Source organism: Streptomyces sp. 1114.5 (assembly GCF_003635085.1).
In the GTDB taxonomy this organism is placed as follows: domain Bacteria; phylum Actinomycetota; class Actinomycetes; order Streptomycetales; family Streptomycetaceae; genus Kitasatospora.
Genome location: NZ_RBXE01000001.1, coordinates 495,680 through 514,736 on the forward strand (window position 1 = coordinate 495,680; position 19,057 = coordinate 514,736).

The following is a 19,057-nucleotide window of genomic DNA, read 5'->3' on the forward strand; positions in this document are numbered from 1 at the left end:
CCTCAGTCCGCGCCCTGCCCGTTCCCGCGCTCCGCCGCGCTGTGCCCGTTCTCGCGCTCCGCCGCGCTGTGCCCATTCTCGCGCTCCGCCGCGAAGTGACACGCCGAGTCATGGAACGCCGCCCCGCGAAGCCAGGACGGCGAGGCGAGCAGCGGCACCTCGTCCTCGCACCGCTGCTGCGCCTTCCAGCAGCGGGTGCGGAAGCGGCAGCCGGACGGCGGGTTGGCCGGCGAGGGCACGTCCCCGGTGAGCACGATCCGGTCCCGCGACTCGCGCGCCGTCGGGTCCGGCACCGGCACCGCCGAGAGCAGCGCCTGGGTGTACGGGTGCGTCGCGTGGTCGTAGATCTCCGCGTCGCTGCCGATCTCGACCATCCTGCCCAGGTACATCACACCGACCCGGTCCGAGATGTGCCGGACGATCGAGAGGTCGTGCGCGATGAACATGTACGACAGGTTGAAGTCGCCCTGCAGCTGCTCCAGCAGGTTGATCACCTGCGCCTGCACCGACACGTCCAGCGCCGAGACCGGCTCGTCGCAGATGATGATCTCCGGCTTGAGCGTCAACCCCCGTGCGATGCCGATGCGCTGGCGCTGGCCACCGGAGAACTGGTGCGGGTACCGGTTGATGTACTCCGGGTTGAGCCCGACCACGTCCAGCAGGTCCTGGACGGCCTTGCGGCGGTCGCCCTTCGGCGCCACCTCCGGGTGGATCTCGAACGGCTCACCGATGATGTCGCCGACGGTCATCCGCGGATTCAGCGAGGTGTACGGGTCCTGGAACACCATCTGGATGTTCCGGCGGACGGCCTTCAGCGCCGCTCCCGAGAGCCGGGAGATCTCCTCCCCCTTGTACCGGACGGATCCCCCGGTGGCCGGCTCCAGGTTCATCAGGACCTTGGCCAGCGTGGACTTCCCGCAGCCGGACTCGCCGACGATGCCGAGCGTCTCGCCCTGCATCAGGTCGAAGCTGACGCCGTCGACCGCCTTGACCGCGCCGACCTGCTTCTTCAACAGGACGCCCTGGGTCAGCGGGAAGTGCTTGACCAGGTCGCGGACCTCCAGGATCGGCTCGCCGCGCGGCACCTCCTGCGCGAAGGCGGCCTCCTCCGGCGCCGGCGCCGCCCCGTCCGGTCCCCTCTCGCCCGGCACCCCCGCCCCCGGCGTACTGGCCCCGTCAGCGGTCATGGAGGGTCTCCTTCCAGAAGAAGCAGGCACTGCCGCGCCCCTCCACCGGTGTCCCGTCGTCCTCGCTGACCGGGAACAGCTCCGGCACATCGGTCCGGCAGATGTCCTGCGCCCGCGGGCAGCGCGGGTTGAAGGCGCAGCCCGCGGGGATCCGCAGCAGGTTGGGCGGCAGGCCCTTGATCGCGTAGAGCTCCTGGCCCTTCTGGTCCAGCCGCGGGATGGAGTCCAGCAAGCCCCTGGTGTACGGGTGCGCGGGCCGCGCGTACAGCTCGTGCACGGGCGCGGTCTCCACGATCCGGCCGGCGTACATCACCGCGATCTTGTCCGCGACGTCCGCGACCACGCCCAGGTCGTGGGTGATCAGGATCAGGCCCATGTTGAACTCGGACTGCAGGTCGGCCAGCAGGTCCATCACCTGGGCCTGCACCGTCACGTCCAGCGCGGTGGTCGGCTCGTCCGCGATGATCAGGTCCGGCTCCAGCGCCAATGCCATCGCGATCATGATGCGCTGGCGCATGCCGCCGGAGAACTGGTGCGGATAGTCGTCCACCCGCTGCTTGGCGGCCGGGATGCGCACCCGGTCCATCAGCTCGACGGCCTTCTCCTTCGCCTCCGCGCGGGAGACGCCGTGGTGGGCCCGGAACATCTCGCCCAGCTGGAAGCCGACGCTGAGCACCGGGTTGAGCGCGGACAGCGCGTCCTGGAAGATCATCGCGATCTTCTGGCCGCGGATCTTCCGCCGCTCGTCCTTGCTCATCCTGAGCATGTCCCGGCCCCGGAAGCGGATCTCGCCGCCCGGGATCCGGGCCGGCGGCATGTCGAGGATGCCCATGATCGCCTGCGCCGTCACCGACTTGCCGGAGCCGGACTCGCCCAGCACCGCCAGGGTCTCGCCCGCCCGGACGCTGTAGTCGACGCCGTTGACGGCCTTCGCGACGCCGTCCCGGGTGACGAACTCGACGTGCAGGTCCCGTACGTCGAGCAGCGGCCCCTGGTAGGGCGCCTCTCGTTCGCTCCCGGTGGTGTCCATCGCTGTACTCACGATGCGCTCCCCTCGCTCAGCGAAGCTTCGGATCGAGGGCGTCGCGCACCGCGTCGCCCAGCATGATGAAGGCCAGCACGGTGACGGACAGCGCCGCCGCCGGGAAGAACAGCACGTAGGGCGCCGTCCGGATGACCTTCTGGGCGGAGGAGATGTCGATGCCCCAGGAGATGGTCGGGTCCTGCAGACCGATGCCGAGGAAGCTCAGCGTCGCCTCGGTGGCGATGTAGCCGCCGAGCGCGATGGTGGCGACGACGATCACCGGGGCGATCGCGTTCGGCAGGATGTGCCGGAACATCAGTCGGCCCGTCCCGGCGCCGAGCGCCCGCCCGGCCACCACGTAGTCGGCCTGTTTGACGGTCAGCACCGCGCCGCGCATCACCCGGGCGATCTGGGTCCAGCCGAGCACGCCCAGGGCGATGACCACGCTCCACACCGTGCGGGTGGAGAAGGCGTTCAGCATCACCAGCGCGCCGAGCAGCAGCGGGATGCCGAAGAAGATGTCGATGATCCGGGAGATCACCGCGTCGACGGCGCCGCCGAAGTAGCCGGCGACCATCCCGGTCAGCCCGCCGAGCACGGTGACGGCGGCGGTCACGAAGATGCCGACGGTGATCGAGGCGCGGGCGCCGTAGATAACCCGAGCGTAGATGGACCGGCCCTGCGCGTCGTAGCCGAACCAGCCGGCCCCGAAGACGTCGCCCCAGTCCGGCCGCTTCAGGTAGTCGTTGACCAGGTCGGCCTTGCGCGGGTCGGCGTCGGTGAACGCCCAGGGGAAGATCGCCATCAGCACCAGCAGCAGGATCAGCACCGCGGAGATCAGGAAGATGGGCCGCCGGCGCAGGTCCCGCCAGGCGTCGCCCCAGAGGCTGCGGGCCTCCTCCCGCTTCACCGCGTCGCGTTCGACCAGGGTCTCCTGCTCGACCGCCATGCCCTGCTCCCCTGCGTAGTCGAGGCGGGAGACGCCGGGCTTGGGGTGCGGTTCGTACGAGTCCTCGTCGTGGATGTCAGGCATAGCGGATCCTCGGGTCCAGGACCGCGTAGAGCAGGTCGACGAGCAGGCTGGCGACCAGGTAGACGATCACCAGCACGGTCACGATGCCGACCACGGTGGGGCCTTCCTTGTGGTTGATCGCCCGGTACAGGACGTTGCCGATGCCCTGCACGTTGAAGATGCCCTCGGTGACGATCGCCCCGCCCATCAGCGCACCGAGGTCGGTGCCGAGGAAGGTGACCACCGGGATCAGCGAGTTGCGCAGCAGGTGGCGGGTGATGATGGTCCGTCGGGGCAGGCCCTTGGCGACGGCGGTGCGGATGTAGTCGGCCCGCAGGTTCTCGCCGATGGACGTCCGGGTGAGCCGGGCGACGTACGCCAGCGAGAGCGAGCCCAGGACGACGGCCGGCAGCACGAGCTGGGAGAGGTCGTAGCTGTCCTGGACGGTCGGCGTGACCCAGCCCAGGTTGGTGGCGAACACCGTCTGTGCGATGTAGGCCAGCACGAAGACCGGGATCGAGATCACCACCAGGGTCAGGATCAGCACCAGGGTGTCCGGGATGCTGCCGCGCCGCAGCCCGGAGACCACGCCGAGGGCGAGGCCCAGGACCATCTCGAAGACGAAGGCCATCAGCGCCAGCCGGATGGTGACCGGGAAGGCGTCCGCCATGATCTCGGAGACCGGACGGCCCGTGAAGCTGGTTCCGAAATCCCCCTGGAAGAGGTTCCCCATGTAGTGCAGGTACTGCTTCCAGATCGGCTGGTCCAGGTAGTACGTGTGCTTGATGCTGGCCACCACGGCCGGGTCGGCGGCCTTCTCGCCGAACAGCGCCGCGACCGGGTCGCCGGGCAGCGAGTAGACCATCAGGAAGATCAGCAGCGTGGTGCCGAAGAACACCGGGATCATCTGCAGCACCCGCCGCAGCACGTAACTGCCCATCCGAGCCTCCTTCCTAGGGGGTCGACCGGCCGGGCCGGTCGGCCGGGAGACCGCGCCCCGCCCTCCGTGCGGGGAGGGCGGGGCCGGCGCGAGGGGATCAGGGCCTGGGCCCGGGGATCAGCCCTTGACCTCGACCTGGGTCCAGGCCGGGTTTCCGAAGGAGTCGAACTTCACGTTCTGCACCTTGGTCGAGTAGCCCGAGTTGGTCCGGTAGTACCAGAGCGGGATGGCCGGCATCCCGCTCGGCAGCACGGCCTCGGCCTGCTGGTAGCCGGTCACGGTGTCGGCGACGCTGGGCGCCTCGTCGGCCTTGGTGGCGGCGTCGTCGAACTGCGGGTTGCTGTACCCGAAGTCGTTGGAGGCGGCGCCGGTGCGGTACACGTCGGCCAGGAAGTTGGCGTTCAGCGGGTAGTCCTGCACCCAGCCGGTGCGGAAGGCGCCGTTGAGCTGGTGCCCGGTGATCGCTGCCCGCGCGGTCTTGAAGTCGGGCTTGGGGTCGCCCAGGCAGTCGACCCCGGTGCTCTGCCGGATCGAGTTGCAGACCGCGTCGACCCACTCCTTGTGGCCGCCGTCCGCGTTGTAGGTGATCAGCAGCTTGTTGCCGGGGACGCCGCCGCCCTCCTGGATCAGCTGCTTGGCCTTGGCCGCGTCGAACGTGCAGAAGTCCCCGCAGGCGCCGTCCTTGTAGCCCTCGACGCCCTCGGCCACCCAGGCGGTGGCCGGCTTGCGGGAGCCCTGCAGCACCGTCTTGGAGATGGTGTTGCGGTCGATCGCCATCGACAGGCCCTGGCGCACCTTGGCCTTGTCCGGGGAGGACCAGTCGGCCTGGTAGAGCGTGAAGCCGATGTTCTGGATGGCACCCTGCGGGGCGTCCACCGCCCGATCGCCGAGGTCGTTCTTGTACGTCGCCAGCGCGGAGGGCGGCACCTGGTCCATCACGTCCAGGTTGTTGGACTGCAGGTCGGCGTAGGCGGCCTCGGACGTGGTGTACATCTTGAAGACGATGCCGCCGTTCTTCGGCTTGTCCACGCCCTGGTAGTCCGGGAAGGCCTTGGTGACCACCTGGCTGTTGTGCGACCAACTGACGAACTGGTACGGGCCGTTGCCCACCGGCTTCTGCCCGTACCCGTTCGGGTCGTTGAAGAAGCCGTCCGGCAGCGGCGAGAAGGCGATGTAGCCGAGCTTGTACTCGAAGTACGAGACCTTGTGGCTCAGCTTGATCGTGAAGTGCAGGTCGTCGGTGACGGTCAGGCCGGACATCTTGTCCGTGGTGGGCTTGCCGGAGGTCGGGTGGATGTCCTGGTAGCCCTCGATGTCCGAGAACCAGGAGCTGTTGATCTGGCTGTTGGCGGGGTTGGCGCCCCAGTTCCAGGCGTTGACGAAGTTCTTGGCGTGCACCGGGGTGCCGTCGTGGAACTTCCAGCCGTCCTTCAGCGTGACGGTGAAGGTCTGCGAGTCAGTGGTGTCGATCTTGTCCGCGACCTGCATCCGGATCTTGGCGTTGCTCGGGTCGTAGTCGACCAGCCCCTTGAAGAGGTTCTGGATGATGCGACCGCCGCCGACCTCGTTCGCGTTGGCGGGCTGCAGCGGGTTCTGCGGCTCGTTGCTCTGGTAGCTGAAGCTCTTGGTGGCGTCCGACGAGCCACCGCCCCCTCCACCGCCGCTGCTGCTGCACCCGGTGGCCACCAGGACCACGGACGTCGCAGCGGCGAGGACCAGGCGAGCGCGGGCAGCTACGGGCATGGAGGTCCCTCCTCAAGGTGTGTGTCGCATCACACCCCATGAGAAGCGCGCCCCGGCGACGGCGCGAGTCGGGTGCACCCGGATGGGTGCGGTGACCTGCTGCGGAGTTGACGCAGCGCCCGACCGCCCGAACGACGGAAGGGCCCGTGGCGGCGAAGCCACGGGCCCTTCCGGGGAGTGCGGGGATCAGGCGGCAGCCTGCTCCCGGACCTCGGGGAAGTGGCAGGCCGAGTCGTGCGCGGCCGGGCCCTCCAGCACCGAGGGGACCGCGAGCAGCGGGATCTCCTCGGCGCAGCGGTCCTGCGCCTTCCAGCAGCGGGTGCGGAAGCGGCAGCCGGACGGCGGGTTGGCCGGCGACGGGATGTCCCCGGTGAGCACGATCCGGTCCCGCGACTCGCGCGCCGTCGGGTCCGGCACCGGCACCGCGGAGAGCAGCGCCTGGGTGTACGGGTGGGTGGCGTTCTCGTAGATCTCCTCGTCGGAGCCGATCTCGACCATCTTGCCCAGGTACATCACGCCGACGCGGTCGGAGATGTGCCGGACGATGGAGAGGTCGTGCGCGATGAACATGTAGGAGAGCCCGAAGTCGCCCTGCAGCTGCTCCAGCAGGTTGATCACCTGCGCCTGGACGGACACGTCCAGGGCGGAGACCGGCTCGTCGCAGATGATGATCTCGGGCTTGAGCGCGAGACCGCGGGCGATGCCGATGCGCTGGCGCTGGCCGCCGGAGAACTGGTGCGGGTACCGGTTGATGTACTCCGGGTTCAGACCCACGACGTCCAGCAGGTCCTGGACGGCCTTGCGGCGGTCGCCCTTCGGCGCCACCTCCGGGTGGATCTCGAACGGCTCACCGATGATGTCGCCGACCGTCATGCGCGGGTTGAGCGAGGTGTACGGGTCCTGGAACACCATCTGGATGTTCCGGCGGACGGCCTTGAGGGCCGCACCGGACAGCTGGGAGATGTCCTCGCCCTTGAACAGCACCTGGCCGGAGGTGGGCCGCTCCAGGTTCATCAGCACCTTGGCCAGCGTGGACTTGCCACAGCCGGACTCGCCGACGATGCCGAGCGTCTCGCCCTTCTTCAGGTCGAACGAGATGCCGTCAACCGCCTTGACCGCGCCGACCTGCTTCTTGAAGAGGATGCCCTGGGTCAGCGGGTAGTGCTTGACCAGGTCCTTGACCTCCAGGATGTTCTCAGCCATGGAGGGTCTCCTTCCAGAGGTGGCACGCGCTGCGGCGGCCGGTGAGCTCCTTGCCGTCCTTGTCCGTCACGTGGTGCAGCACCGGGATCTCGGTGCGGCACAGGTCGGTGGCGACGTCGCAGCGGGGGTTGAACGCGCAGCCGGCCGGAACCTTCAGCAGGTTCGGGGGCAGGCCCTTGATCGCGTACAGCTCCTGGCCCTTCTGGTCCAGGCGCGGGATGGAGCGGAGCAGGCCCTTGGTGTACGGGTGCGCGGGGTTCGCGTACAGGTCGTGCACCGGGGCCGTCTCGACGATCCGGCCGGCGTACATCACGGCGATCTTGTCCGCGACGTCGGCGACCACGCCGAGGTCGTGGGTGATCAGGATCAGGCCCATGTTGTACTCGGCCTGCAGCTCGGCGAGCAGGTCCATCACCTGGGCCTGGACGGTCACGTCCAGGGCGGTGGTGGGCTCGTCCGCGATGATCAGGTCGGGCTGCAGGGACAGCGCCATGGCGATCATGATGCGCTGGCGCATGCCGCCGGAGAACTGGTGCGGGTAGTCGTTCACGCGCTGCTTGGCAGCGGGGATGCGCACCCGGTCCATCAGCTCGATGGCCTTGGCCTTGGCCACGGCCTTGGAGGCACCCTCGTGCACCCGGTACATCTCGCCGAGCTGGTGGCCGACGCTGAGCACGGGGTTGAGCGCGGACAGCGCGTCCTGGAAGATCATCGCGATCTTCCGGCCGCGGATCTTGCGCCGGTCCTCGTTGCTCATCGTGAGCATGTCCTGGCCGCGGTACAGGATCTGGCCCTGGGTCACCTTGCCCGGGGGCATGTCCAGGATGCCCATGATGGTCTGTGCCGTCACGGACTTGCCGGAGCCGGACTCGCCGAGCACGGCGAGGGTCTCGCCGGCCGCGACGGAGTAGTTGACGCCGTTCACGGCCTTGGCGATCCCGTCCCGGGTGTGGAACTCCACGTGGAGGTCCTTCACCTCCAGGAGAGGGGTGCCAACTTCGAGACGGTCGTTTTTCTGGTCGTTCTCGATCACGGTGGTCATCGGGTCGTCACCTCTTCTCTCAGCGGAGCTTCGGGTCGAGGGCGTCGCGCACCGCGTCGCCGAGCATGATGAAGGCCAGCACGGTCAGGCTCAGCATGCCGGCGGGGAAGAACAGGGCGAACGGCGCCGTACGGATCACCTTCTGGGCCGAGTTGATGTCGATGCCCCAGGAGATGGTCGGGTCCTGCAGACCGATGCCGAGGAAGCTCAGCGTCGCCTCGGTGGCGATGTAGCCGCCGAGCGCGATGGTGGCGACGACGATCACCGGAGCGATCGCGTTCGGCAGGATGTGACGGAACATGATCCGGCCGGTGCCGGCGCCCAGCGCCTTGGCGGCCGTCACGAAGTCCGCCTGCTTGACCGTGATCACCGAGCCGCGCATGACACGGGTCATCTGGGTCCAGCCCAGGGCGACGAGCGCGAAGACCACGCTCCAGATGGTGCGCGAGGTGAAGGCGTTCAGGATCACCAGCGAGCCGAGCAGCAGCGGGATGCCGAAGAAGATGTCGGTGACGCGGGAGATGATCGTGTCGACCCAGCCGCCGAAGTAACCGGCGACCATGCCGGCGATGCCACCGAGGATGGTCACACCGAGGGTCACGCAGATGCCGACCACCACCGACGCGCGGGCGCCGTACAGGACGCGGGCGTAGATGCTGCGCCCCTGGAGGTCGTAGCCGAACCAGTCCGGCTGGAAGAAGTGGCTGTAGTTCGGCTTCGTCAGGTAGTGGTTGCGCAGGTCACCGGCGCGCGGGTCCACCGAGGTGAACAGGCCCGGCGCGATCGCGATGACCACCAGCAGCAGGATCAGCAGCGCGGAGATCACGAAGATCGGCTTGCGGCGCAGGTCGTGCCAGGCGTCGGAGCCGAGGCTGCGGGCCTTCTCCGGCTTCTGCACCGCGCTCGTCCCGGTGCGCTGCGCCGGGATGTCCCCGGCGGTCTTCTTCTCGGTCAGGTCAGGCATAACGGATCCTCGGGTCCAGGACCGCGTAAAGCAGGTCGACGATCAGGCCGGCGGCCAGGTACACGATCACCAGGAAGGCCACGAAGCCGGAGACCGTCGAGCCCTCCTTCAGGTTGATCGCGTGGTAGAGCGCGTTGCCGACGCCCTTGACGTTGAAGATGCCCTCGGTCACGATCGCGCCGCCCATGAGGGCGCCGAGGTCGGTGCCCAGGAAGGTGACGACCGGGATCAGCGAGTTGCGCAGCAGGTGAGTGGTGATCACCTTGCGGCGCGGCAGGCCCTTGGCCACCGCGGTGCGCACGTAGTCGGCCTTGATGTTCTCGGCTATGGAGGTACGGGTGAGACGCGCGACGTAGGCCAGCGACAGCGAGCCGAGCACGAAGGCCGGCAGCACCAGCTGCGTGATGTCGTCGGAGTTCTGGACGGTCGGCGTGACCCACTTCAGATCGTCCGCGAAGATCGTCTGGAAGATGAAGCCCAGCACCGGGACCGGGATCGAGATCAGCAGCAGGGTGATGACCAGGGCGCCCTTGTCGAACGCCTTGCCGCGGCGCAGACCGGCGAACAGGCCGACGCCGACACCCAGCACGATCTCGATGGCGAACGCGAACAGCGCCAGCCGGATGGTGACCGGCAGTGCTTCGGTGATCACGTCGAGCACGGGCCGCCCGGACAGGGTCTTGCCGAAGTCCCCGGTGAACATGCCGCTCATGTAGTCGAAGTACTGCTGGAGCATGGGTTTGTCCAAGCCCAGCTGGTGCCTCCGGGCGGCGAGCTGGGCCGGGTCCGGCGCCTTCTCGCCCCACAACGCTGCCACCGGGTCGCCCGGCAGCGCGTGCACCATCACAAAGATGAGCAAGGTCGTTCCGAGGAAGACCGGGATCATCTGGAGCAGTCGCCTCGCGACAAAGCGCCCCATCGTGCCTCCATGTATGGCTCTGCCGGGCCCGTCAACCCGGCAAGAGATAAGTCGGCGTGCCAACGGCCGGTACCGGTCCCCGCCCTTGTGGGGATGGGACAGGCACCGGCCGTTGGCACTGGGTCAGGCGGTGCCGACCGATTACTTCTTGACCTCGACGTCGGTGAAGACCGGGTCGCCGAAGGAGTCGAACTTCACGTTCTGGACCTTGTTGGAGTAGCCCGAGCTGGTCTTGTAGTACCAGAGCGGGATGGACGGCATGTCCTTGGCCAGAACGGCCTCAGCCTGCTGGTACAGCTCGGCGGTCTTCTCGACCGTGGTCGCGGCGTCGGCCTGCTGCGCCAGCTTGTCGAACTCCGGGCTGGAGTAGTGCGAGTCGTTGGAGGACGCACCGGTGCCGTAGACGTCACGCAGGAAGTTGGCGTTCAGCGGGTAGTCCTGCTGCCAGCCGGTCCGCATCATGCTCGGGACCTGCTGCTTGGTGACCAGGTTGCGGACGGTCTTGAAGTCCGGCTTCGGGTCACCGAGGCACTCGACGCCGGTGCTCTGCCGGATCGAGTTGCAGACCGCGTCCACCCACTCCTTGTGGCTGCCGTCGGAGTTGTACATGATGCTGAGCTTGCCGCCGGGGACGCCGCCGCCCTCCTGGATCAGCTGCTTGGCCTTGGCCGGGTCGAACTTGCAGGCGTCGCCGCAGGTGCCGGCCTTGTAGCCCATGACGCCGGGCGCCACGAACGCGTCGGCGGGCTGGCGGTTGCCGTTCAGGACGGTCTTGGTGATGGTGTCGCGGTCGATCGCCATCGAGATGCCCTGGCGGATCTTGGCGGCCTTGTCCTTGTCCAGGGAGGACCAGTCCGCGTTGTACAGCGCGAACGAGATGTTCTGGATGGCGCCCTGCGGCTGGTCGACGGCGCGCTTGCCCAGGTCGTCCTTGAACTTCGGCAGGTCGGTCGAGTCGACCTGGTCCAGGACGTCCACGGTGTCGGACATCAGGTCCTTGTACGCAGCCTCGCCGGTGGCGTAGTTGCGGAAGACGATGCCACCGTTCTTCGGCTTGTCGGTGCCCGCGTACTTGTCGAACGCCTGGACCGTGATGGCCTTGTTGTGCTCCCACGAGACGAACTTGTAGGGGCCGTTGCCGACCGGCTTCTCGCCGTAGCCCTTCGGGTCCGCGAAGAAGCCCTCGGGCAGCGGGGAGAACGCCGAGTAGCCGAGCTTGTACGTGAAGTACGAGACCGGGCTGGTCAGCTCGATGGTGAAGTGGGTGTCGTCGACGACCTTCAGACCGGTCATCTCGGTGGCGGTCGGGTCGCCCTTCTCCGGGTGGACGGCGTCGTAGCCGACGATGTCGGAGAACCAGGAGGAGTTGATCTGGTTGTTCTTGACGTTGGCCGACCAGTTCCACGCCTTCACGAAGGAGTTGGAGGTGACCGGGGTTCCGTCGTGGAAGGTCCAGCCGGACTTCAGCGTGACGGTGAAGTGCTGGGCATCGGTGGTCTCGATCTTCTCGGCCACCTGGTTGCGCAGCGCACCGGTCGCGGGATCGTAGTCGACAAGGCCCCGGAAGAGGTTCTTGATGACACGGCCACCGATGGTCTCGTTGGCGTTGGCCGGCTGGAGCGGGTTCTGCGGCTCCCCGCTCTGGTAGCTGAAGATGCCCTGGGCGTTGACGGCACCATCGGAGCTGCCCCCGCTGGAGGTGTCGCTGCTGCTGCTACAAGCAGTCGCGGCAAGGGCGACCGCAACAGCTGCGACAACCCACTTGGCCTGGCTCCCACCACGCATCGGTGTGCCTCCTGAATTCGACGTTGCAACGAGGAGAGCACCGCGGAACGGTTTGTCACCGGGCCCGCTGTGCCGTCCGCGCTCGTGGTTTCGGCGCGCACCCCTGCGCGTTAACCCTTGACCCGAGCCTGACTGCACCCACTATCCGTCACGCACGGACACGAAAGTGACCAGTGACGATCTCAATTAGGTCACATGAACAGTCGGTAAGTTTCGAAAACCGGACATTTGAGACATAGCCAGACAGGCACCAAACGGACAGTCGTCACGGATGACGAACTGTCACGTCCGCTCAGCGGACACTCGGGTGTGATGAGCGCTATTCCGTTAATAGCGGCCCCGACAACTTGGAGTAGTTGAAAAAGTTCGCCCCCCTCTCCATCGGAAAGGGGGGCGAATCATTCCGGCCAAAGGCCGTTCAGTGCGTCCGGATCATGCCTTCTTGGCACGCGAGGCAGTACGTCCGCGGTCCTTCTGGTCCAGCACGACCTTACGGATGCGAACCGTCTCCGGGGTCACCTCGATGCACTCGTCCTCGCGGCAGAACTCCAGCGACTGCTCCAGCGAGAGCTTGCGCGGCGGGACGATCGACTCGGCCACGTCGGCGTTCGAGGACCGCATGTTGGTGAGCTTCTTCTCCTTGGTGATGTTCACGTCCATGTCGTCGGAGCGCGAGTTCTCGCCGACGATCATGCCCTCGTACACCTCGGTGCCCGGCTCGCAGAAGAGCACGCCGCGCTCCTGCAGGTTGGTCATCGCGAAGGCGGTCACCACGCCGGCGCGGTCGGCGACCAGCGAGCCGTTGTTGCGGGTGGTCAGGGTGCCGAACCACGGCTCGTGGCCCTCGTGGATCGAGTGCGCGATGCCGGTGCCGCGGGTGTTGGTGAGGAACTCGGTCCGGAAGCCGATCAGACCGCGGGACGGCACGACGAACTCCATCCGGACCCAGCCCGAGCCGTGGTTGGACATGTTGTCCATCCGGCCCTTGCGGATGCCCATGAGCTGCGTGACGGCGCCCATGTGCTCCTCCGGCACGTCGACCGTGAGGCGCTCGACCGGCTCGTGGGTCTTGCCGTTGACCTCCTTGGTGACGACCTGCGGCTTGCCGACGGTCAGCTCGAAGCCTTCGCGGCGCATGGTCTCGATCAGGATGGCCAGCGCCAGCTCACCGCGGCCCTGCACCTCCCAGGCGTCCGGACGCTCGGTGTCCAGCACGCGCAGCGAGACGTTACCGATCAGCTCGCGGTCCAGGCGGTCCTTCACCTGGCGGGCGGTGACCTTGCGGTCGACCTTGGCACCGGACTTGGCGTCCGCGCCCTTGCCGGAGCCGCCACGGCCGACCAGCGGCGAGGTGTTGGTGCCGATGGTCATCGAGATGGCCGGCTCGTCCACCGTGATCAGCGGCAGCGCGATCGGGTTCTCCGGGTCGGCCAGGGTCTCGCCGATCATGATGTCGGAGATGCCGGCGACGGCGCAGATGTCACCGGGGCCCGCCACCTCGGCCGGCTTGCGGGTGAGCGCCTCGGTCATCAGCAGCTCGGAGATGCGGACGTTCTGGATCGAGCCGTCGCGCTTGATCCAGGCCACGGTCTGGCCCTTGCGCAGCTCGCCCTGCTCGACGCGCAGCAGCGCGATGCGGCCGAGGAAGTTGTCGGCGTCCAGGTTGGTGACGTGCGCCTGCAGCGGGGCGTCCTCGTCGTAGCTGGGGGCCGGGACGTGCTCCAGCAGGGTGGAGAAGAACGGCTCCAGGTTGGTGCTGTCCGCGGGAACGGTGCCGTTCTCCGGCTTGGTCAGCGAGGCGACGCCGTCACGGGCGCAGGCGTAGACGATCGGGAACTCGATCTGGTCCTCGTCCGCGTCCAGGTCCAGGAACAGGTCGTAGGTCTCGTTGATGACCTCGTCGATCCGGGAGTCCGGGCGGTCCGTCTTGTTGATGCAGAGGATGACGGGCAGCCGCGCGCTCAGCGCCTTGCGCAGCACGAAGCGGGTCTGCGGCAGCGGGCCCTCGGAGGCGTCGACCAGCAGGACGACCGCGTCCACCATCGACAGACCGCGCTCGACCTCACCACCGAAGTCGGCGTGGCCCGGGGTGTCGATGATGTTGATGGTGATCGGCGCGCCACCATCCTTCGGGTGGTACTTGACCGCGGTGTTCTTCGCGAGAATGGTGATGCCCTTCTCGCGCTCCAGGTCGTTCGAGTCCATCATGCGGTCGTCGAGCTGCTGGTGGGCGGCGAAGGCGCCGGCCTGCTTGAGCATGGCGTCGACCAGCGTGGTCTTGCCGTGGTCGACGTGGGCGACGATGGCGACGTTACGGATGTCGTTGCGCGTGGGCATGCCTTGCGGATTCTCCCGGAATCGTGGGTTGCGGCGCCCGGCTGCGTGACGCGCACTTGCGATCCCTGTGATCGCCGCCGCCCGTTCCGCCTGCTACTACCGGTCCACCCGCCGGGCATATGGACATGCCGCGGCTTCCTCCTATCGTACGGGGAACCGCCCAGGTGGGCTGAAACCAGCAGGTCGGGCGGGATCAAGATCACAGCTGGGTCACACCCCCTTCACCCACCGGCCCCGCACCGGCACCCTCCCGTTCGTGATCCGACGCGGTTCCCCGGACCCGCCCTCAGCGACGGCGGCCGATGTCCTGGAAGTGCGGCCAGCCGTAGCCGAAGGCTCCGGCGCCGTCGATGCCGGTGCGGACTCCGACCAGGTCGGGGCGCTGGTAGAGCGGGACGGAGTGGCCGAGCTGCCAGATCCGGACGTCCGCCTCCTGCAGCAGGTCCAGCCGGGCGGCCGGGTCCAGTTCGGCGGCGGCGCGGTCGAACAGGCGGTCGATCTCCTCGGTGCCGCTGCGGCCGTAGTTGGTGCCGGGGTCGAGTGCGCCGTCCGGGTCGGGTCGGGGCTTGGCGTAGGCGGGGCGCTGTTCGCTCGCCGGGCTGGGGCCGGCGGGCCAGGAGAAGAGGGCGAGATCGTAGTCGCCGGCGGCGAGGTGGTCCCGGACGAAGGTCTCGGCGGGCGCGGCCACCGGCTTCACGGCGATCCCGGAGTCCGCGAGGACGGCGGTGAGGGCGTCGGCGGTGCGTTTGGCGGTGGCCGAGCCGGCCGGGACGAGGAGGGTGAGGGCGAGTGGCTTCCCGTCCTTGGTACGGGTGCCCCCGCCCGGGGGCCGCTTCCAGCCCGCCTCGTCGAGCATTCGGGCGGCGTCCGCCGGGCCGGCCGCCTCGCTGTTGTCCCGGTAGCCGTCCTGGTCCCCGGCGAACAGGTGGCTGCCCAGCGGCGCGGCGGGCAGGCCGAGCGGGGTGAGTGCGGCGTCGGCGATCCGCCGCCGGTCGACGGCCCGGGCGAGGGCGCGCCGCAGCGCCGGGTCGGTGAGCGGGGCGTGGGCGGCGTTGACGGTGAGCTGGGTGAGCGAGGCGGCGGCGGCCCGGTGCACGGTGACGCCGGGCAGCGAGTCGGCCCGCCGCAGCGCCGTCGCCGCCGCCTCGGGCGCGGCCGCGGGCGGAGCTGCCGCGGGCGGAACCGATGGGAGCGGAGTACCCGCCGCGGCGGGCGCCGGCACCGCCCGGTCGACGGCGGCGGTGAGCGGGGCGATGTCCAGCCGGTCCTGGTCGAGCGCGTCCAGCCGCCGCTCGGCCGGGGTGGCGAGGAAGTCGATCCGGTCGGCCTTGGGCAGGTCGCCCCACCAGAGCGGGTTGCGCACCACGGTGACCCGCCCGCCCTCGGCGTCGTACCGGGAGAGGATGTACGGCCCGGCGCTCGGGTGGCCGACACCGGTCAGCGCCCGGTTGAAGGCGCCCGGCGTGGCGGTCTCGGCAGCCGGGTAGAGCGGCCCGAACAGCGAGCGCCATTCGGCGTACGGCCGCCGGAAGGTGACCCGCACCTGGTGCGGGTCGGCGCCCTGGGCGACGGAGTCGATGGTGTCGTACCCGGCCGGATGCCCGCCCCGGTAGGCCGGGTCGAGGCCGGAGAGGGCAGCCCGCTGGGCGGCGAAGTCGGCGGCCGACAGCGGGGTGCCGTCGCTCCAGACGGCGTGCGGGTTGAGCCGGTAGGTGACCACCTGCGGCTGCTGCCCGGGCGGGGTGGATTCGGCGCCGGCCAGGTAGTCCGGGTCGGGGACGAGCCGGCCGTGCTCGTCGGGCCGGAACAGCGAGGGGTACAGCGCGTGGGCGATCAGCGCCGAGTCGGCGGTCGCCGCGTCCTGGTGGACGTTGAGGGTGGCCGGGACGCCGTCCACCGCCCAGCGCAGCGTGCCGCCGTCCGCGACGGCGGCACGTTCGGCGGGCCGGACGTCCCCGGTGCTGACGGTGGGGTCGGCCCGGACCGGCGCGGGGGCGGGGGTCCGGGCGGGGGCCGGGTCCTCGGAGCAGCCGCCGAGGCCGGCGGCGAGCAGCAGCGCGGCGGCTGCGGTGGTGAGCTGGCGGACGCGCATGGCGGCCATCGAACGCCGCCCGTACGGCCCCGCCCGCGCCGACACGGCGGGCCGGAGGCGACTGCACCCGTCCGGCCCAATCCGCGCGACCCGGTCCGGCCGAAACCGCTACAGCGCCAGCTCGAACCAGACGATCTTGCCCTTCGGGGTGCGCCGGCTGCCCCAGCGCTCGGCCAGCAGGCTGACCAGCTGCAGGCCGCGTCCGCCCTCGTCGGTCTCCTGGGCCCGCCGCTGCCGGGGCTGCGCGTAACCGTCGTCCCAGACCTCGCAGACCAGGCCGCGCTCACGCAGCAGCCGCAGCCGGATCTCACCCCGCCCGTGCTTGAGCGCGTTGGTGACCAGTTCGCTGACCAGCAGCTCGGTGGTGTCGACCAGCTCGTCCAGCCCCCGGGACAGCAGCCAGCTGCAGGCCAGCTCACGCGCCTTGGCGACGGAGGTGGGCTCGGGCGGCAGGTGCCAGTTGCCGACGGCGTCCTCGGGGAAGGCGTGCACCTTGGCCATCAGCAGGGCGATGTCGTCCTCGCCGTGGTGCGGGTTGAGCTCCCCGAGCACGTGGTCGCAGAGGTCCTCCAGGCCCTTGCCCTCGACGGAGAGCGCCGTGCGGAAGGCCCGCAGGCCCTCGTCCAGCTGGTGCTTGCGGCTCTCCACCAGCCCGTCGGTGTAGAGGCCGAGGACGGCGCCGTCGGGGAGTTCGACCTCGACCTCCTCGAAGGGCTCGCCGCCGACGCCGAGCGGCAGCCCGGGCGGCACGTCGAGCATCCGGGCGCCGTCGCCGGGGCTGAGCAGGACGGGCGGCAGGTGTCCGGCGTTGGCGATCCAGCAGCGCCGGCTGACGGCGTCGTAGACCGCGTAGACGCAGGTCGCCAGGTAGACCTCGCGGGCCTCCTCGTCGGCGGTCGAGGTGAGCCGCCCGTACGGGGTGGGCGGGCCGACCGGTACGGAGTCGTCGCCGAGGCCTCGGGCGATCTCGTCGAGCGCGGTGAGCACCTCGCCCGGTTCGAGGTCGAGCATGGCCAGGGTGCGGACGGCGGTGCGCAGTTGGCCCATCGCGACGGCGGCGCGCAGGCCGCGGCCCATCACGTCGCCGATGACCAGCGCGGTGCGGTTGCCGGGCAGCGGGATGACGTCGAACCAGTCGCCGCCGACCTCGGTGTTGTTGTTGCTGGGCAGGTAGCGGCAGGCGATCTCCAGGCCGCTGGCGGCCGGGTTGCCCGGGGGCAGCAGGCTGCGCTGGAGGATCAGCGCGCGCTCGTGCTCGCGGCGGTAGAGCCGGGCGTTGTCGATGCAGACGGCGGCGCGGGCGACGAGTTCCTCGGCGATCGCGACGTCGCGGGCGTCGAAGGGCTCGCTGCCGATGGCGCGGGAGAGCTGGACGAGGCCGAGCACCTGGTCGCGGGCGACCAGCGGGACGATCAGGGTGGAGCGCAGCAGCGGGTCGCGCCCGGGCTCGGGGACGACGCTGCGACCGGTGCGCAGGGCCCGGGCGTGCGGGGAGCGGCGCGGGTAACAGAGGGTGCCGCCGGCCTCGGCGATGGGCAGGCCGGTGACGGAGCCGAGCACCGAGGAGGCGCCGCCGAGCACGCTGGAGACGGCGACCCGGCGCAGTTCGCCGCTGCCGTCGGTGAGCACGGTGTCGCCGAGCCGGCCGGCGCTGGGGACGGTCTCGCCGGAGAGCAGCGCGGTGTAGAGGTCGACGGTGGCGAGGTCGCAGAACGGCGGGACGACGACGTCCAGCAGTTCCTTGGCGGTGGTCTCCAGGTCGAGCGTGGAGCCGATGTGCGCGCTGGCCTCGTTGAGCAGGGCGAGGTTGCGGCGCACGCCGTCGGCCTCGCGCTCGGCGACGTGCCGGCTGGTGACGTCGGAGACCTGTCCGGCCACGCCGGTCGGCTGTCCGGCGGCGCCGTTGAGGCGGTACAGCGAGACGGCCCAGAGCCGGTTGCCCTCGCGGGTGGGGACGGCGCCGTGGAAGCGCAGGTCGAAGACGGGCTCGCCGGTGGCGAGGACCTTGCGCAGGGCGGCGGTGAGCCGGTCGGCCTCGGACGGCGGGAAGAGGTCGTGCGCGGTGAGGCCTTCCAGGTCGGTGGGGACCAGGCCCATCCCGGAGGCGAAGGCGTCGTTGACCCGCTGCAGCCGCAGCCGGTCGTCGAAGAGCACGAAGCCGGTGGGCGTCTGCCCGAAGACGGCCTCGGAGGCGGCGAGGTCGGTCTCGATCCGGCGCAGCCGTCCGAGGTCGACGGCCAGGCAGGTGGCGCCGGCGGTGGGCAGGGCGCTGTCGGGCATCAGGTAGAGCTCGGCGAGACCTTCGCTGCCGTCGGCGTCCCGGTAGGGGGTGGTGCCGACCCATTCCTCGCCGGCCAGGGTGCGTTCCAGCCGGGCCCGGCCGCGCTGCCAGAGCTCGCGGGGGACGAAGGTGGCGATCGGGTCGGCGCCGACGGCCTCCGCGGCGGGGACGCCGAAGAAGTCGGCGGCGCGCTCGCTCCACTGGCTGATCCGGCCGTCGGGGCCGATCGCGAAGGTGGCGACCCGGATGTAGTCGTAGATCGAGCCCGGGTCTCCGGCGCCCCAGGACCGGGCCTCGGCGGCGGGGTGGCCGCCGCGGCGCGCGGTGGCGCCGTCCGATGGTGCCGCCGGTACGGGCAGGTGCAGGGAACCGGCCTGCCCCGGTACGGCGGCATGACCGCTGCTGCTCGGCGCGTTCCGCGCCGGAGTGCTGTTCAACGGACCGACCCCTCCAACCCGCGACCGTCCGGATGTCGAGAAGACCGAGTATTCATCATCGAGGGGTCCGTTCACACGCCCTCAACATCAC

13 protein-coding genes are annotated in these 19,057 nt (G+C 69.6%); all 13 read right to left on the reverse strand.

From position 1 onward, the window contains the following. Positions 1-2: 2 nt before the first annotated feature. Positions 3-1,187 carry an ABC transporter ATP-binding protein gene (locus BX285_RS02105; RefSeq protein ID WP_259470406.1) on the reverse strand — a complete coding sequence of 395 codons (1,185 nt, stop codon included), beginning with the start codon at positions 1,185-1,187 and terminating at the stop codon, positions 3-5. After that, positions 1,177-2,217, reverse strand: coding sequence for an ABC transporter ATP-binding protein (locus BX285_RS02110; protein WP_097236398.1), 1,041 nt, complete (start codon positions 2,215-2,217; stop codon positions 1,177-1,179). The genes BX285_RS02105 and BX285_RS02110 overlap by 11 nt, the downstream gene beginning before the upstream one ends. A 28-nt stretch (positions 2,218-2,245) precedes the next feature. Then, entirely contained in the window at positions 2,246-3,160 is a 915-nt protein-coding gene (locus BX285_RS02115; protein WP_097240030.1) for an ABC transporter permease, read from the reverse strand. A gap of 76 nt (positions 3,161-3,236) precedes the next feature. Continuing rightward, positions 3,237-4,163 carry an ABC transporter permease gene (locus BX285_RS02120; RefSeq protein WP_097236399.1) on the reverse strand — a complete coding sequence of 309 codons (927 nt, stop codon included), beginning with the start codon at positions 4,161-4,163 and terminating at the stop codon, positions 3,237-3,239. Positions 4,164-4,280: 117 nt separating this feature from the next. Then, on the reverse strand, positions 4,281-5,906 hold the full coding sequence (locus tag BX285_RS02125) for an ABC transporter substrate-binding protein (RefSeq protein ID WP_121174315.1): 1,626 nt from the start codon (positions 5,904-5,906) through the stop codon (positions 4,281-4,283). 186 nt (positions 5,907-6,092) lie between these two features. Beyond that, complete coding sequence (locus BX285_RS02130; RefSeq protein WP_097236401.1) at positions 6,093-7,109, reverse strand: ABC transporter ATP-binding protein; 1,017 nt, start codon at positions 7,107-7,109, stop codon at positions 6,093-6,095. Further along, positions 7,102-8,151 (reverse strand): ABC transporter ATP-binding protein, encoded by a 1,050-nt coding sequence (locus BX285_RS02135; RefSeq protein WP_097236402.1) that lies wholly within the window; start codon positions 8,149-8,151, stop codon positions 7,102-7,104. The genes BX285_RS02130 and BX285_RS02135 overlap by 8 nt, the downstream gene beginning before the upstream one ends. A 19-nt stretch (positions 8,152-8,170) precedes the next feature. After that, positions 8,171-9,115, reverse strand: a complete 945-nt coding sequence (locus BX285_RS02140) for an ABC transporter permease (protein ID WP_097236403.1) — start codon at positions 9,113-9,115, stop codon at positions 8,171-8,173. Then, on the reverse strand, positions 9,108-10,034 hold the full coding sequence (locus BX285_RS02145) for an ABC transporter permease (RefSeq protein WP_097236404.1): 927 nt from the start codon (positions 10,032-10,034) through the stop codon (positions 9,108-9,110). Before BX285_RS02145 ends, BX285_RS02140 begins: the two co-directional genes overlap by 8 nt. Before the next feature lie 141 nt (positions 10,035-10,175). Next, positions 10,176-11,819, reverse strand: coding sequence for an ABC transporter substrate-binding protein (locus BX285_RS02150; protein WP_097236405.1), 1,644 nt, complete (start codon positions 11,817-11,819; stop codon positions 10,176-10,178). A gap of 432 nt (positions 11,820-12,251) precedes the next feature. After that, on the reverse strand, positions 12,252-14,156 hold the full coding sequence (typA, locus tag BX285_RS02155) for a translational GTPase TypA (RefSeq protein WP_097236406.1): 1,905 nt from the start codon (positions 14,154-14,156) through the stop codon (positions 12,252-12,254). 286 nt (positions 14,157-14,442) lie between these two features. After that, positions 14,443-16,248 (reverse strand): ABC transporter family substrate-binding protein, encoded by a 1,806-nt coding sequence (locus BX285_RS02160; protein ID WP_183106983.1) that lies wholly within the window; start codon positions 16,246-16,248, stop codon positions 14,443-14,445. Between the two features lie 108 nt (positions 16,249-16,356). After that, positions 16,357-18,966: a SpoIIE family protein phosphatase gene (locus BX285_RS02165; protein WP_373560484.1), complete on the reverse strand. Its 2,610-nt coding sequence runs from the start codon at positions 18,964-18,966 to the stop codon at positions 16,357-16,359. Between the last annotated feature and the right edge of the window lie 91 nt (positions 18,967-19,057).

Coding starts and splice junctions, on each gene's coding strand:
- BX285_RS02105 (WP_259470406.1), bottom strand. CDS start 1,187: ATGACCGCTGACGGGGCCAGTACGCCGGGGGCGGGGGTGCCGGGCGAG.
- BX285_RS02110 (WP_097236398.1), bottom strand. CDS start 2,217: ATGGACACCACCGGGAGCGAACGAGAGGCGCCCTACCAGGGGCCGCTG.
- BX285_RS02115 (WP_097240030.1), bottom strand. CDS start 3,160: ATGGCGGTCGAGCAGGAGACCCTGGTCGAACGCGACGCGGTGAAGCGG.
- BX285_RS02120 (WP_097236399.1), bottom strand. CDS start 4,163: ATGGGCAGTTACGTGCTGCGGCGGGTGCTGCAGATGATCCCGGTGTTC.
- BX285_RS02125 (WP_121174315.1), bottom strand. CDS start 5,906: ATGCCCGTAGCTGCCCGCGCTCGCCTGGTCCTCGCCGCTGCGACGTCC.
- BX285_RS02130 (WP_097236401.1), bottom strand. CDS start 7,109: ATGGCTGAGAACATCCTGGAGGTCAAGGACCTGGTCAAGCACTACCCG.
- BX285_RS02135 (WP_097236402.1), bottom strand. CDS start 8,151: ATGACCACCGTGATCGAGAACGACCAGAAAAACGACCGTCTCGAAGTT.
- BX285_RS02140 (WP_097236403.1), bottom strand. CDS start 9,115: ATGCCTGACCTGACCGAGAAGAAGACCGCCGGGGACATCCCGGCGCAG.
- BX285_RS02145 (WP_097236404.1), bottom strand. CDS start 10,034: ATGGGGCGCTTTGTCGCGAGGCGACTGCTCCAGATGATCCCGGTCTTC.
- BX285_RS02150 (WP_097236405.1), bottom strand. CDS start 11,819: ATGCGTGGTGGGAGCCAGGCCAAGTGGGTTGTCGCAGCTGTTGCGGTC.
- typA (WP_097236406.1), bottom strand. CDS start 14,156: ATGCCCACGCGCAACGACATCCGTAACGTCGCCATCGTCGCCCACGTC.
- BX285_RS02160 (WP_183106983.1), bottom strand. CDS start 16,248: ATGCGCGTCCGCCAGCTCACCACCGCAGCCGCCGCGCTGCTGCTCGCC.